The following is a 14,451-nucleotide window of genomic DNA, read 5'->3' as shown; positions in this document are numbered from 1 at the left end:
ATTTATTTATTTGAGTTTAAATTTTGCCTTACCACCTCGTATAAAAAGGCACCACAAGCTACAGATACATTTAAAGAATCCGTTTTACCGTAAATAGGCAGCTTTAATTTTGCATCAGAATTTTTAAGCAGATCCCTTGAAATTCCTTTTTCTTCATTTCCGACAATAACAGCTAACGGAAGTTCCAACACTTCATCATATAAATAGGTATCTGTTTTCTCAGTAGCACTAACAACTTTTATACCACTTAGCTTTAAAAACTCCAATACTTTTAACAAATTCTTCTCCTTGCAAATTTTTAAATTGTAAATAGCCCCTGCAGATGTTTTAATAGAATCCGAATTGATTGGAGCCGAACCTTCATCAGGAATAACTATGACGTCAACACCAACAATTTCTGCAGTTCTGCAAATTGCTCCAAAATTTCTAACGTCAGTTAAATGATCTAAAATAAGGACTAAAGGCATTTTCCCGTCTTCAAACAATTGAGGTATAACATCCTCAATTGCAAAAAATTGTACCGGTGAAAGAAAAGCACATACACCTTGATGATTTTTACGGGTCAAACGATTCAATTTTTCAATTGGAACATACTTAACACGAATTCCCGCTTGTGAAAATTTCATCTTCAAGACTTTAATATTATCTCCTAATAAACCATTTTGAATAAATACCTTATCAAAAGTTTTTCCTGCCTCCAAAGCCTCCATAACAGGCCGTATTCCGAATATAAAATCTTTTTCCATATATTTAAATGAGGGTTATTTATAAATATTTAGTCAAGCTTCTACTATTATTTGGTTAGATTATTAATCTCCAAAATAAATTTTATTTCTTGCCAAATATTTATTGGTATCTTCAATAAAAGAAAGTATCTCTTCTTTTCCAATCTTCTTTTCTGATGAAGATTTAAACATTTCAGGAAGATCATCCCAAGTTTTACGTAATTCTTGAGAATACTTTTTAAAATTAAAAGAAAACTCTTTTTGAGTGACTTTATCCAACTTGGTGAAAATTAATGAAAAAGGGATACCTGATTCTCCCAGCCAGTTGATAAAATCTATATCAATTTTAAGAGGTAAATGACGAGCGTCTATTAATACAAAAAGGTTTACTAAATTTTTTCTAGACAACACATATTTTTCAATCATCTTAGAAAATGCAGCCCTACTCGTTTTAGAAGCTTTCGCATAACCATATCCCGGCAAATCTGTTAAATACCAGTTGTCATTAATTAAAAAATGATTAATCAATTGAGTCTTTCCGGGAGTGGATGAAGTCTTAGCTAACCCTTTTTTATTGGTAAGCATATTAATTAAAGATGATTTACCTACGTTAGATCTGCCTATAAAGGCATATTCAGGCTTATTGCCTTCCGGACAATCTTCAATTAATTTACTGCTTTTTATAAATTCTGCTGAATATATATTCATGATTTGATTTTCTACAATTTCATCTCTTTCAGCCAATTAAAAAGAATTTCATTAAATTCAATCGGTTTTTCCATCATTGGCGAATGACCGCATTGATCTACCCAAAATAATTGAGAATTAGGAATTCCTTCATGAAATTCTTCCGCTACTTCCGGTGGAGTTACATTGTCTTGTTTTCCCCAAATCAGACACGTCGGTTGATGAATATTTTTTAACTCTTTAGATAAATTATGCTTGATGGCACTTCTTGCAATGTGAATTGTTTTTAAAACTTTGCTCCTGTCAGACAAGGTTTCGTATACTTCTTCAACTAATTCTTTGGTGGCTATCTTAGGATCATAAAAAACCTCTTCCGATTTCTTTTTTATATAATCATAGCTGCCTCTTTTAGGATAGGACTCTCCAAAACTTCTCTCATACAATCCTGAACTACCGGTTAAAACCAAAGAATCAACATATTGAGGTTTTTTCAAAGAAATCATTAATCCTAAATGTCCGCCTAAAGAATTCCCCAAAATAATGGATGGCTCATCAACAACCTTCTGTAGAAAGCTAATCACATAATTAGTTAATCCCATTACGTTAGTCCTCAAAGTAGGAAGAGAATATAAAGGAAGTTCAATAGAATACACCTTATAGCCATTTTTGGAAAAAAAATTAACCTGATCCGAAAAATTGCTTAAACTACCCATTAAACCATGCAATAAAACTATTGGTTTGCCTTCTCCCTCTACCGTATATGCAAATTTTTTTTCTTTACGAAGATTAAAAATCATTAGTCAATCTTATTGCTGTGCAGATGCAAAAATACATCATTTATTACTAAATAAAAACATTATTTACTAATAACTTTCCTTCTTTATGTATTTAAATATCCTTTTTTTACCGAATTATTTAGCCCACAAAAGTTATTAACAAAAGTGGGTAAAAGTGGAGCAAAGTGGAAAATAATTTCTAATTTTGAAGACTAATATGGTAAATCTTATTGGAACATATGAATGTACCCTTGATTCAAAAGGAAGAATGTTGCTCCCTTCAGGTTTGAAGAAGCAAATGGATACCCTTTTGCAAGAAGGTTTTGTCCTAAAAAGATCCGTATTTCAACCCTGTTTAGAGCTTCACCCCATGACTGAATGGAATCAGGTAATGGGCAAAATAAATAAATTAAACCGTTTTGTGAAAAAAAATAATGATTTTATTCGCCAATTTACAGCCGGTTTAAAAAATGTGGAAATAGACACCAGCGGACGTTTACAGATAAGTAAAGATTTGATACAATTTGCTAAGCTAGAAAAAAATATTGTAGTAGCAGCAGCTATTAATGTTATAGAAATATGGGATAAGAACCTTTATGAAGATTCTGTTAATGTAAATGATTTAGACTTTGCCAATTTAGCAGAGGAAGTAATGGGTAATATATCTGAAGATGAATTATCATAAACCTGTATTATTACATCCAAGCGTAGATGCTTTAATTTCTAATCCCAAAGGTATTTACGTAGACTGCACTTTTGGCGGCGGAGGGCACTCTCGTTTAATTTTGGAAAAATTATCTCCTGAAGGAAAGCTGTTTGCTTTTGATCAAGATTATGATGCAATTGCTAACCTTATTCAAGATAGTCGCTTTACTTTCATTCAACAGAATTTTCGTTATTTGAAAAATTCATTGCGATTTTATAAAGTAGACGCTGTTGATGGTATACTTGCCGATTTAGGGGTTTCATCCCATCAATTTGATATGCCATTAAGAGGTTTTTCCACCCGATTTGACGGCCCACTAGACATGAGGATGAATAATAAACAATCCCTTAGTGCAAAAGATATTATTAACAACTATACAGAAGATCAATTAGCTGAAATATTTTATTTATACGGAGAATTAAAACAATCCAGAAAAATTTCAAGAGAAATTATAGAAGCGAGAAAAGAAAAACATATAGAAACAACCTCAGACCTTAAAGTAATATTTGAAAAGAGCATTCCCTCTTTTAAACAAAATAAATTTTTCGCTCAATTATTTCAAGCACTTAGAATTGAAGTAAATGACGAATTAAATGCTTTGAAAGAACTATTAACTCAAAGCTATGAAATGCTTAAGCCGGGGGGAACATTGGTGTTTATCTCCTACCATTCGCTAGAAGATCGATTGGTTAAAAAATTTTTAAAAACAGGATTATTTAAAGGAGAGCCGGAAAGAGATATTTACGGGAATTGGGACAAACCTTTTGATATTCCTTATTCAAAAGCTATAATCCCGAATCAAGAAGAAATTTTAGATAACACAAGAGCACGTAGTGCAAAAATGCGAATAGCAACAAAACGGTAAAATGGCTAAAAGAAGAGCTAAAAATAAAAAAGGTAGAACTATTTTAGATATACTAAAAGGAAAATTTTTAGTAGAGGGCGATGCTTTTTCCGTTTGGAAGTTTATTTTATTTATGATGATTTTGTCTTTAATTTCAATTTCTTCTTCTCATATAGTTGACGAAAAAGTAGTTGAAATTTCAGAATTAAAAGAAAAATCAGAAGAATATAAAGCCCGATATGCTTTAATACATAATAAACTAATGAAATTGAAAGTAGAATCGGAATTAGAAGACATGGTCATCTCTGATTCACTTCATGCATTAGATAAACAACCTTATAAAATTTTGGTACCTAAAGTTAAAGATGAATAATGAGCGAAAAAAAATATTAGCACGTACCTACTTGGTTGCCGCACTTATTTTATTATTTGCGGTATCCGTGTTTGCTCGCCTTATTTATATTCAAACTCATGATACCGAAAAATATAAAAATCTTGCTCAAACGACCAATTTCCGAAATGTAGAGGTTGTAGCCGCAAGAGGTAATTTATATGCATCGGACGGTATCTTACTTGCCACCACGATTACTAAATATGATATATATATGGATATGAAAACTATCCGTAATGAATTGTATCAAAATAATATTGGAGCATTATGCGATTCTTTGCAAAAAATGTTTAAAAAGCCAAGCTTTTATTTTTATTCAAAATTAAACGAAGCAAGAAAAAAAGAAAATCAATACTTAAAACTAGCCAAAGGTCTTGATTACGAACAATTTGCCAGACTTAAAAATTTCCCAATCTTAAACAAAGGAAAAAACAAAGGAGGCTTTATAGTTGAAAGAAGAACCGAGAGAATAAAAACCATTTCAGGATTTGGAATCAGAACCTTAGGATTTGATGATGAAAGAGGAAAATCAGGGTTAGAAGGTGCATTTTCTTGTTATTTAAAAGGTAAAAACGGAAGAGAAATCCAACAAAGAATTAATCAAAAACAGTGGAAACCCATTAATATTGAGTTAGAACCTCAAGATGGAAATGATGTGTATACAACTATAGACATGAGGATTCAAGACATTGCTTATTCTGCTTTGCAAGAACAACTTGAAAAATCTGAAGCGGATCATGGTTGTGCTATAGTTATGGAAGTTGCCACCGGTAAAATTGTTGCCCTTACAAATCTTCAACGAACTAAAGACGGCGGATATGACGATTTACGGAATTTTGCAGTGTGGGAGGCAGCAGAACCTGGATCAACATTTAAATCAATATCTATGTTGGCTCTTCTGGATGATGGATATGTAGAACCAAATACCACGGTTGATATTGGTCCCGGGTATTGGAAATACTATAAACATACCATTCGAGATGATCACGGAAGCGGTATTATCACTCTATCACAGGTTCTTTCTCAATCGAGCAATGTGGGAATTTCTAAAACGGTAGATAAATATTTTTCTAAAAATCCGCAAGATTTTTTAAATAAAATAAATTCATGGGGCATTAATAAAAAAACTGACATTGATATACCCGGAGAAAGTGCTCCTTACATACCTAAATACGGTAAAAAATGGAGTCCGGTTACCCTTGCTTGGATGTCATTCGGTTATGGCGTAAAACTTACTCCGCTGCAAATTCTTACTTTTTACAATGGAGTAGCTAACAACGGCAAATTAATGAAACCTCAACTTCTGTATAAAATTGAATCAAAAGGTATCGTTACCGAAAAATTTACACCTATAGTAATAAATCAAAAAATGGCTTCCCAAAAAGCAATTAACGATTTAAAGAAAATGTTAACCTATGCCGTGGAAACAGGAACGTCAAAAAGTATTTATACACCGAATTTATCAATGGCCGGTAAAACAGGAACTGCTCAGGTGGAATACTGGAATAAAGGAAAAGGCAGATTATATCAAGCCTCTTTCTGCGGATTTTTTCCCGCAGATCATCCTGAATATTCGTGTATAGTAGTTATTAACAAACCCAAAAAAGGATTTTATGGATCTCAGGTTGCGGCTCCTGTTTTTAAAGAAATAGCAGGTAAAGTATATCTTAAAAAACCATTAAATCTTCCCAAAGAAGATAAATCTAAAGAGTCACAAAATATAAATGTATTATTAACTAAAAACCAAAAGCTAACTATTAGCCCATCTACTGCCTTGGTTCCAAACGTAATTGGCTATTATGGAAAAGATGCTATCCCCGCTTTGGAAAACCTGGGATTAAAAGTAGTTTATTCAGGAAATGGAAAAGTCATTGAACAATCCATAATTGGCTATCCTATAAAAAAAGGTATGACTGTATATTTAAAATTAAGCGCATGAAAAAGCTTTCAGACCTATTATATAAAGTATCCATTGAAAAACTAATTGGTAATGTTGGTTCTTCAATTAAAAATATTTCATTTGATTCAAGGAAAATTGAATCGGGATATATTTTCTTTGCGATAAAAGGATACGATTTAGACGGTCATAAATATATACCCCAAGCAATAACCCAAGGGGCGTCTGTTGTCGTATGCGAGGAACTTCCTGAAGAGTTATCAGATTACGTAACTTATGTTCAGGTTAAAAATTCAAGCATAGCTTTAGGTATATTCGCTTCAAACTTTTATGACAATCCTTCCGAGAAATTGACACTTGCAGGGATTACAGGAACTAATGGTAAGACGACCACAACAACTTTACTCTATAATTTATTTACACAATTAGGTTTTCGTTGTGCTTTACTTTCAACAATTGAAAACAGAATTTCAGATAAAGTTTTAAATTCAAATCATACGACTCCTGATCCTATTACCATAAACCAATTACTAGCTCAAGCAGTAGACGAAGGTTGTCAATATGCATTCATGGAAGTCAGTTCGCACGGAATACATCAAAATAGGTTAGCAGGGTTAACTTTTAAAATTGGAGCTTTTACAAATATCACGCATGACCATTTGGATTATCACCAAACGTTTTCCAATTATATTGCTGCAAAAAAGAAATTTTTTGATGAATTACCAAAGACCGCCATTGCGATCACTAATATGGATGATAAAAATGGTCTTATAATGCTTCAAAATACGAACGCTAAAAAAGTAACCTATTCCTTAAAATCAAATTCAGAATATAAGGGGAAAATTATTGAGAATAGATTAGACGGAATGTTGTTACAATTTAATAATCAAGAATTTTGGACAGTTTTAGCAGGAAAATTCAATGCATACAATGAACTTTTAGCTTATACTATTGCTTCTGAATTAGGCTTTGATTCTTTAGGTATTGTAACGGCATTAAGTAAATTACAACGAGTGAAAGGACGATTTGAAACCTATGTAAGCGATGACAAAAAATACATTATTGTGGATTATGCCCATACTCCCGATGCGTTACAAAACATTTTGGAGGCCATCAATCTATCCCGTACTAGAAATGAAAAACTAATTACTGTTTTTGGTTGTGGAGGACATAGAGATAAAGAGAAAAGACCCAAAATGGGAAATATTGCCACTCGATTATCCGATTTAGCTATTATAACATCCGATAATCCCAGAGATGAAAATCCGGATGAAATAATACAAGAAATTGAAACAGGAATTGAACCTCAAAATACCAATAAATATTTATCCATAACAGATAGAAAACAAGCCATACGAACAGCCATTAAAATGGCAGCACCTAAAGATATAATCCTGATTGCAGGAAAAGGACATGAAAATTATCAAGAAATTAATGGAAAGCATTTTCCATTTGATGATATGAAAATAGCTAAAGAATTATTAAAAAACACATAAAAAGGATGCTTTACCACTTATTTGATTATTTAAATGTAAATTATTATATACCCGGAAGCGGTTTATATAGATATATTACATTCCGAGCCTTAGCAGCGGTATTTACATCTCTATTTATCTCTTTAATTATTGGTAAAAAAATTATCAATTTCCTTCGTAGAAAACAATTAGGTGAAACAGTAAGAGAGCTGGGACTTAGCGGACAAAAAGAAAAAGAAGGTACTCCGACTATGGGAGGAATTATTATCATCTTGGCAACGTTGATTCCGGTACTTTTATTTTGTAAATTAAATAACATCTATATTATTATATTGGTCATATCAACCATTTGGATGGGAATTATTGGTTTTTTAGACGATTTTTTAAAAATTCATAAAAAAAATAAAGTCGGATTAAAAGGTAAATTCAAAGTTTTAGGTCAGATAAGTCTCGGTATTTTTGTGGGAGTAGTTTTGTATACGAATAAAGATATTGTAATCAAAGAAAAAATTGAAGGCTCACATAATATAGAATTCGCAAAAGATTTCTATCCCAGAGAAAAAACATTTAAAACTACTATTCCATTTTTTAAAAACAATCAATTTGATTACGGAAAGGTTCTCAAATGGATAGGAATGGATGAAAAAGAATCAGAAGATTTGGTATGGATCATTTTAATTCCGGTAGTTATAACTATTGTTACTGCAGTTTCTAACGGAGCCAACCTCACCGATGGGATTGACGGATTAGCAGCAGGAAGCTCAGCAATTATTGTTACCACACTAGCTTTATTTGCTTATGTGTCAGGAAATATAATGATGGCGGATTACTTAAATCTGATGTATATTCCTAATTCGGGCGAAATAGTAATATTTTCGGCAGCCTTTGCCGGTGCTTTGATCGGCTTTTTATGGTATAACACGTATCCGGCTCAAATATTTATGGGAGATACGGGAAGTCTTACGATCGGAGGCGTTATCGCGGTTTTAGCTATAGTTTTAAGAAAAGAACTACTAATCCCTGTATTATGCGGAATATTTTTAATTGAAAATCTTTCTGTAATACTCCAGGTAATTTATTTTAAATATACTAAGAAAAAATACGGAGAAGGAAAAAGAATATTTTTAATGTCTCCCCTTCATCACCATTTTCAAAAATTAGGATATCACGAAAGTAAAATAGTAACCCGTTTTTGGATTATTGGAATTATGCTGGCCATATTCTGTATCATAACCCTAAAAGTAAGATAAAAAGAAATGAAAAGGCTAGTTATATTAGGAGGTGGAGAAAGTGGCGTAGGTGCAGCCATATTAGGAAAAAAAGTTGGATTTGACGTTTTTCTTTCCGATATGGGTTCTATGAAGGATGAATATAAAGCGATTTTATCTGAAAAGGGAATTCCATTTGAAGAAAAACAACATACAGAGGCATTAATACTCAATGCTGATTGGATCATAAAAAGTCCGGGGATCCCTAAAAAATCATCCATAATTCAAAAAATTAGTGAAAGACAAATTCTTATTTCATCAGAAATTGAATTTGCCTCGCAATATACCGATGCTACACTTATTGCAATTACCGGTTCAAATGGTAAAACAACCACTACCTCATTAACCTACCATATGTATAAAAAAGCAGATTATTCAGTTGGATTGGCAGGAAATATCGGTAAAAGCTTTGCTTGGCAGGTAGCTGAAGAAAATTTTGATTATTATATACTTGAAATTAGCAGTTTCCAGTTAGATGACATTCAAAACTTCAAACCCCATATAGCTATGGTCTTGAATTTAAGTCCTGACCATCTCGATCGATATGAATACACCTATCAAAAGTATATCGATGCAAAATTTACAATAACTAAAAATCAAGATACTAAGGATTATTTTATATATAATGAGGATGATCCAATGACTACTAATTGGTTTCAAAATCACAATACCAAAGCGCAAAAGCTTCCTTTTTCTTTAAATAAGAAAATAGAAAACGGGGCTTTTAGCGATCATGAAAATATAAACTTCCACATTAACTCAGATACTTTTAAAATGAAAATCAACGAATTAGCACTTACAGGAAAACACAATATTGCCAATTCCATGGCAGCAGGAATTGCCGGAAAACTATCTAAAATTAAAAATGATTTCATAAAGCAAAGTTTAATGGATTTTGAAGCGGTAGAACACCGTTTGGAATTTGTTTTAAAAATTAATGGAATTAATTTTATCAACGACAGTAAGGCGACCAATGTAAATTCTGTTTATTATGCTTTAGAAAGTATGAAAACACCTGTGGTATGGATTGTGGGAGGAACCGATAAAGGAAATGATTACAGTGAACTTATTCCATTTGTTCAAAGAAAAGTCAAAGCCATAGTTTGTTTAGGTGTTGATAATAAAAAGATAATTGATACTTTTCAGGATATAGTTTCAAACATTGTTGAAACTAAATGTATGAAAGATGCCGTAAATGCAGCCTATAGTTTAGGCTCAAAAGGAGATTCTGTTCTTCTTTCACCCGCTTGTGCAAGTTTCGATCTATTTAAAAATTATGAAGATCGAGGAAATCAGTTTAAGGAGGAAGTTAGAAAACTTTAATAAATGAGAAAATTAAAACAATACTTTAAGGGAGATATAACTCTTTGGGCAGCGATATTACTGATTTCGTTAGCTTCCTTCTTACCCGTATATTCTGCCAGTTCGAATTTGCAATATGTAGTCGGACAAGGATCCGTTTTGGGACATTTTGCCAAACATGCCGGGTTTATTATAGTCGGAATAGGTATTGTTTTTATTTTTCAAAAAATTGATTATAAATATTTTGGCGGATTTTCCAAATTATTATTACCGGTAGTTATTTTTTTATTGATACTTACTTTAATGCAAGGAAAAAGTATTGATGGAGCGAATGCTTCTCGTTGGTTGAAACTTCCGGGGGTTCCGTTTGCCTTTCAAACCTCTGTTTTTGCGGCATTAGTATTAAATATATATGTTGCCCGATATCTTGATAGAATTAAAGATAAAGAAATAACTTTCAATAATAGTTTTGTACCTATTTTACTACCTATTTTTATGGTAGTCGGACTTATATTTCCTGCAAACGGATCAACGGGAATTTTAATATTTTTGATGGTTTTAGCTTTATTGTTTATCGGTGGATATCCTATCAAAATATTACTTTCAATTATCGGGGTTGGTATAATTGTGGCTATTCTTTTTATAACAATCGTGTTGGAATATCCGGATATGTTTCCCGGCCACAGGGTACATACTTGGAAGAGCAGAATTGAAAACTTTGCAGGAGAAGATGGAGAAGAAAGTTACCAGGTACAACAAGCTAAAGCAGCTATAGTTCAGGGCGGTATTATACCCAGAGGACCGGGAAAAAGCGCTTTTAAGCAATCTTTACCTCAATCTTCTTCGGATTTTATATTTGCTATTATAGTAGAGGAATACGGTTATGCAGGTGTGTTTTTATGTTTTTTCCTTTATTTACTTATACTCTGGAGAATCATTGTTATAGCCACTAAGGTGGAAAATATATTCGGTACTTTATTAGTGGTGGGTATTGGTCTACCGGTTATATTTCAGGCATTTTCCAACATGGCTGTAGCCGTTAATTTAATTCCGGTTACCGGACAGCCTCTACCCATATTAAGTTACGGAGGAACATCCATGTGGGTAACTTATATGGCTTTAGGGATTATTATTAGTGTAAGTCGTGATATTGTTTCAAATGAAAACACAGTTAAAGAAAATAATAAAGGAGATATAAATTATGAGATCGCCTAGATTTATAATAAGCGGAGGTGGAACCGGTGGACATATTTTTCCTGCAATTGCCATTGCAGATGAAATAAAACATCGTATTCCTAATGCAGAATTTCTGTTTATTGGTTCGGAAAATAAAATGGAAATGGAAAAAGTACCTCAAGCCGGTTATGCTATTGAAGGATTATGGATCTCAGGAATTTCACGATCGTCCATGCTATCTAATTTTAAATTTCCTTTTAAGGTTATTTCGAGCCTGGTAAAATCACGGAAAATTATTAAATCTTTCCAACCAAATGCAGCGATAGGTACCGGCGGATATGCATCCGGGCCTGCTTTATATGTTGCGGCTCAAGCAAACATTCCCACTTTTATACAAGAACAAAATTCGTTTCCCGGTATTACCAATAGAAAACTTGGAACTAAAGCCAAAGGAATTTTTGTTGCTTATGAAGGCATGGAAAACTATTTCCCAAAAAATAACTTATATGTTACCGGAAATCCTGTTAGAAAATCTTTATTTGGAACTATAACTCAAGAACAAGCCAAAAAAGAATTAGGACTCGATCCATCGAAATTGGCAATTTTATCTATAGGAGGGTCTTTAGGCTCGAGAACTATCAATAATTTTTGGAAAGAAAATTCCAAGATAATTGCTGATACCAATATTCAAATCATATGGCAAACCGGAAAATTGGATTATTCAGACATTAAAGCCAATAACAACTTAAAACACAACAATATATTTATTTTTGAGTTTATAAAAGATATGTCCGTTGCTTACGCTGCCGCTGATATCATTATATCTAGAGCCGGAGCAATAGCCATTTCGGAATTAACCTTAGCCGGAAAGCCAACAATACTTATACCTTTCCCCTTTGCCGCAGAAGATCATCAAACTAAAAATGCCCGGCAATTAGTTAACGCAAACGCTGCAAAAATGGTAAAGGATTCAGAGGTTTCTCAAAAATTATTAAGCGAGATACAAAATCTTTGTTACGATAAAAAAGAAAGAGAATTATTGTCTGAAAATATTGTTAAATTGGCTAAACCAAATGCTACGGAAGAAATTGTAACTCATATATTAAATGAATTGAAAATTTACTAGTCTATGAAAGATATTCATACATATAAAAATTATTACTTTATAGGAATTGGAGGAATAGGAATGAGTGCTTTGGCTCGTTATTTCAAATTTTCCAATGCAACAGTGTATGGATATGATAAGACTCCTACTAAACTGACTCATAACCTGGAAAAGGAAAATATATCTATTATTTATGAGGATACGATATCATTACTTCCAAAAAATATTTCCAAAGAGGATACGGTAGTGATTTATACACCAGCTATACCTGAAAATTTAAAAATTAAACACTATTTTATTGAAAAAGGATTTACACTTTTCAAACGATCCCAAGTTTTAGGTGAAATCACTAAAAGTACTCTGTGTTTAGCTATTGCAGGAACTCATGGAAAGACGACAACTTCAACCTTATTAGGACATATTTGTAAGTATGCAAATTTACCTGCTACTGCTTTTTTAGGCGGTATTTCTGCCAATTATAATTCTAACTTCATTTACAATGGGGCCAAGATTTCCATTGTTGAAGCTGATGAATTTGATCGGTCCTTCTTGTCCCTTTCTCCAAACATGGCAGCTATAACATCTACAGATTCTGATCACTTGGATATTTATGGAAATCATGAAAATATAATTGAATCTTTTAATCAATTTGCGAACTTAATTCCCGAAAACGGATTTTTAATAGTTAAAAAAGGGTTACCCATCAATGCAAAGCATCTTACTTATTCAGCTAATGAAAAGGCTGATTATTATGCTGAAAATATACAGATAATCAATGGGCAATTCCATTTTGATTTAGTAGCGCCTCGCCAAATTATAAAAGATTTTATTGTACCCATACCCGGAAAACACAATGTTGAAAATGCAATAGCCGCTTTAGCAATCAGCTTACAACTGGGTATTGAAGCCGATATACTACGTAAGGCTTTAGTTGATTTTAAAGGGGTTTTACGAAGATTTAATAAACATGTATTTGAAAATAATAAAATTTACATCGATGATTATGCCCATCATCCAACTGAAATCAATGCTGTAATCGATACAATTAGAAATTTGTATCCTACCAAAAAATTACTAACAGTATTTCAGCCTCACTTATATTCAAGGACCGCTGACTTTGCAGAGGATTTTGCTAAAAGTCTCAGCAAAACAGATATGCTTATTTTATTGGACATCTACCCGGCCAGAGAAACTCCTATCGAGGGAATAACTTCGGAATGGTTGGCGGATAAAATACAACTTGATGACAAGGAAGTATGCTCGATTGATAATGTTTTAAAAAGTATTAAGACAAAAGATTTTGATGTGCTCTTAACTATAGGAGCCGGTAATATTGATACCTTATATGATCCCATTATAAATTGGCTTAATGAAATTAAAATATAGATTAATTAAAATTTTTTTATTACTAATAGTACTAGGATTTTTGATGAACTTTGCAGTTCGAAGACATAATGATAAAAGTATAGATAACGTAAGTATTCTAATTGATAATTCTGATTATATACATTTTATTACCAATGCCATGGTTTATGACATTGTCAACCGATCATCAAAAAATGAAAAGAAAGCAAGTAAAATAAAAGATATAGATATTTCAAAAACCGAAGAAAATTTGGATACCATACCGTTTATTTCAAACAGTAATGTTTATATAGACTTAAATGGTTCCCTAAATATACATGTGAGTCAAAAAATTCCAATTGTTCGAATTAAGACTCCTAATGATGAATTTTATTTGGATCAATACGGTACTAAATTTCCTTTGTCCCAAAACTTTTCATTGCCATGTTTACTTGTAAGTGGTGATATTAAAGCAGAGGAATATAAGAAATTAGTGAAATTATCTCAATTAATAAGTGAAGATAAGATATTAAAAAATCACATTATAAGCATTGATAAAGACAAAAAAAATAGTTATAATTTACTTTTAAATGTAGCCGGAGTATATATAGAATATGGTGATCTTAAAAACAATCATCAGAAACTTACAAATCTAAAAGAATTTTACAAACAATATCTAGATTATGTAGGTTTTGGCGTTTATAAGAAAATAAGTTTAAAATATGACAATCAAATAGTTGCAACAAAGAGATAAA

General features: G+C 32.2%; 14 protein-coding genes. 11 read left to right on the top strand and 3 right to left on the bottom strand.

Annotation, left to right across the window (positions count from 1 at the left end; genetic code table 11):
• Positions 1-2 precede the first annotated feature (2 nt).
• The 3 genes from rlmB to GYM72_RS00970 form a co-directional block, all read right to left on the bottom strand.
• A complete protein-coding gene (rlmB, locus tag GYM72_RS00980) occupies positions 3-746 on the bottom strand; it encodes a 23S rRNA (guanosine(2251)-2'-O)-methyltransferase RlmB (protein WP_160542435.1) in 744 nt (247 codons plus the stop codon).
• 63 nt (positions 747-809) lie between these two features.
• Positions 810-1,433, bottom strand: a complete 624-nt coding sequence (gene yihA / locus GYM72_RS00975) for a ribosome biogenesis GTP-binding protein YihA/YsxC (protein ID WP_220264924.1) — start codon at positions 1,431-1,433, stop codon at positions 810-812.
• An 11-nt stretch (positions 1,434-1,444) separates the two neighbouring features.
• Positions 1,445-2,209: an alpha/beta fold hydrolase gene (locus tag GYM72_RS00970; protein ID WP_105297106.1), complete on the bottom strand. Its 765-nt coding sequence runs from the start codon at positions 2,207-2,209 to the stop codon at positions 1,445-1,447.
• A 196-nt stretch (positions 2,210-2,405) separates the two neighbouring features.
• On the opposite strand from GYM72_RS00970, the gene mraZ reads away from it, so the two are divergent.
• The 11 genes from mraZ to GYM72_RS00915 are packed head-to-tail and all read left to right on the top strand — an operon-like array spanning position 2,406 to position 14,450.
• Positions 2,406-2,873: a division/cell wall cluster transcriptional repressor MraZ gene (gene mraZ, locus GYM72_RS00965; RefSeq protein WP_220264923.1), complete on the top strand. Its 468-nt coding sequence runs from the start codon at positions 2,406-2,408 to the stop codon at positions 2,871-2,873.
• A complete protein-coding gene (gene rsmH / locus GYM72_RS00960; protein ID WP_370626043.1) occupies positions 2,860-3,759 on the top strand; it encodes a 16S rRNA (cytosine(1402)-N(4))-methyltransferase RsmH in 900 nt (299 codons plus the stop codon). Before mraZ ends, rsmH begins: the two co-directional genes overlap by 14 nt.
• 1 nt (position 3,760) lies before the next feature.
• Positions 3,761-4,111 carry an FtsL-like putative cell division protein gene (locus GYM72_RS00955; protein WP_160557529.1) on the top strand — a complete coding sequence of 117 codons (351 nt, stop codon included), beginning with the start codon at positions 3,761-3,763 and terminating at the stop codon, positions 4,109-4,111.
• Positions 4,104-6,068: a penicillin-binding protein gene (locus GYM72_RS00950; RefSeq protein WP_160542439.1), complete on the top strand. Its 1,965-nt coding sequence runs from the start codon at positions 4,104-4,106 to the stop codon at positions 6,066-6,068. The genes GYM72_RS00955 and GYM72_RS00950 overlap by 8 nt, the downstream gene beginning before the upstream one ends.
• Complete coding sequence (locus GYM72_RS00945) at positions 6,065-7,522, top strand: UDP-N-acetylmuramoyl-L-alanyl-D-glutamate--2,6-diaminopimelate ligase (RefSeq protein ID WP_220264389.1); 1,458 nt, start codon at positions 6,065-6,067, stop codon at positions 7,520-7,522. Before GYM72_RS00950 ends, GYM72_RS00945 begins: the two co-directional genes overlap by 4 nt.
• Before the next feature lie 5 nt (positions 7,523-7,527).
• Positions 7,528-8,751, top strand: a complete 1,224-nt coding sequence (gene mraY, locus GYM72_RS00940) for a phospho-N-acetylmuramoyl-pentapeptide-transferase (RefSeq protein WP_105297100.1) — start codon at positions 7,528-7,530, stop codon at positions 8,749-8,751.
• A 6-nt stretch (positions 8,752-8,757) separates the two neighbouring features.
• Positions 8,758-10,092: a UDP-N-acetylmuramoyl-L-alanine--D-glutamate ligase gene (gene murD, locus GYM72_RS00935; protein WP_220264388.1), complete on the top strand. Its 1,335-nt coding sequence runs from the start codon at positions 8,758-8,760 to the stop codon at positions 10,090-10,092.
• A gap of 3 nt (positions 10,093-10,095) precedes the next feature.
• The gene (locus GYM72_RS00930) at positions 10,096-11,286 is read left to right on the top strand and encodes an FtsW/RodA/SpoVE family cell cycle protein (RefSeq protein WP_160542442.1); all 1,191 of its coding nucleotides are present in this window, start codon (positions 10,096-10,098) and stop codon (positions 11,284-11,286) included.
• Positions 11,273-12,373 (top strand): undecaprenyldiphospho-muramoylpentapeptide beta-N-acetylglucosaminyltransferase, encoded by a 1,101-nt coding sequence (gene murG, locus GYM72_RS00925; protein WP_220264387.1) that lies wholly within the window; start codon positions 11,273-11,275, stop codon positions 12,371-12,373. Before GYM72_RS00930 ends, murG begins: the two co-directional genes overlap by 14 nt.
• Before the next feature lie 3 nt (positions 12,374-12,376).
• Entirely contained in the window at positions 12,377-13,738 is a 1,362-nt protein-coding gene (gene murC, locus GYM72_RS00920) for a UDP-N-acetylmuramate--L-alanine ligase (RefSeq protein ID WP_220264386.1), read from the top strand.
• Positions 13,722-14,450: a cell division protein FtsQ/DivIB gene (locus tag GYM72_RS00915; RefSeq protein WP_220264385.1), complete on the top strand. Its 729-nt coding sequence runs from the start codon at positions 13,722-13,724 to the stop codon at positions 14,448-14,450. The genes murC and GYM72_RS00915 overlap by 17 nt, the downstream gene beginning before the upstream one ends.
• Position 14,451 lies beyond the last annotated feature (1 nt).

Origin of the sequence: Apibacter sp. ESL0404 (assembly GCF_019469245.1) — a bacterium.
Classification (GTDB): Bacteria; Bacteroidota; Bacteroidia; order Flavobacteriales; family Weeksellaceae; genus Apibacter.
This window is presented reverse-complemented; position numbering and strand designations above follow the sequence as displayed.

Bases quoted from the DNA above. Each gene is read 5' to 3' on its own strand.
- murD (WP_220264388.1), top strand. From the start codon at position 8,758: ATGAAAAGGCTAGTTATATTAGGAGGTGGAGAAAGTGGCGTAGGTGCA.
- GYM72_RS00915 (WP_220264385.1), top strand. From the start codon at position 13,722: ATGAAATTAAAATATAGATTAATTAAAATTTTTTTATTACTAATAGTA.
- GYM72_RS00970 (WP_105297106.1), bottom strand. From the start codon at position 2,209: ATGATTTTTAATCTTCGTAAAGAAAAAAAATTTGCATATACGGTAGAG.
- rlmB (WP_160542435.1), bottom strand. From the start codon at position 746: ATGGAAAAAGATTTTATATTCGGAATACGGCCTGTTATGGAGGCTTTG.
- mraY (WP_105297100.1), top strand. From the start codon at position 7,528: ATGCTTTACCACTTATTTGATTATTTAAATGTAAATTATTATATACCC.
- murC (WP_220264386.1), top strand. From the start codon at position 12,377: ATGAAAGATATTCATACATATAAAAATTATTACTTTATAGGAATTGGA.
- GYM72_RS00950 (WP_160542439.1), top strand. From the start codon at position 4,104: ATGAATAATGAGCGAAAAAAAATATTAGCACGTACCTACTTGGTTGCC.
- GYM72_RS00930 (WP_160542442.1), top strand. From the start codon at position 10,096: ATGAGAAAATTAAAACAATACTTTAAGGGAGATATAACTCTTTGGGCA.
- yihA (WP_220264924.1), bottom strand. From the start codon at position 1,433: ATGAATATATATTCAGCAGAATTTATAAAAAGCAGTAAATTAATTGAA.
- murG (WP_220264387.1), top strand. From the start codon at position 11,273: ATGAGATCGCCTAGATTTATAATAAGCGGAGGTGGAACCGGTGGACAT.
- GYM72_RS00945 (WP_220264389.1), top strand. From the start codon at position 6,065: ATGAAAAAGCTTTCAGACCTATTATATAAAGTATCCATTGAAAAACTA.
- mraZ (WP_220264923.1), top strand. From the start codon at position 2,406: ATGGTAAATCTTATTGGAACATATGAATGTACCCTTGATTCAAAAGGA.
- GYM72_RS00955 (WP_160557529.1), top strand. From the start codon at position 3,761: ATGGCTAAAAGAAGAGCTAAAAATAAAAAAGGTAGAACTATTTTAGAT.
- rsmH (WP_370626043.1), top strand. From the start codon at position 2,860: ATGAATTATCATAAACCTGTATTATTACATCCAAGCGTAGATGCTTTA.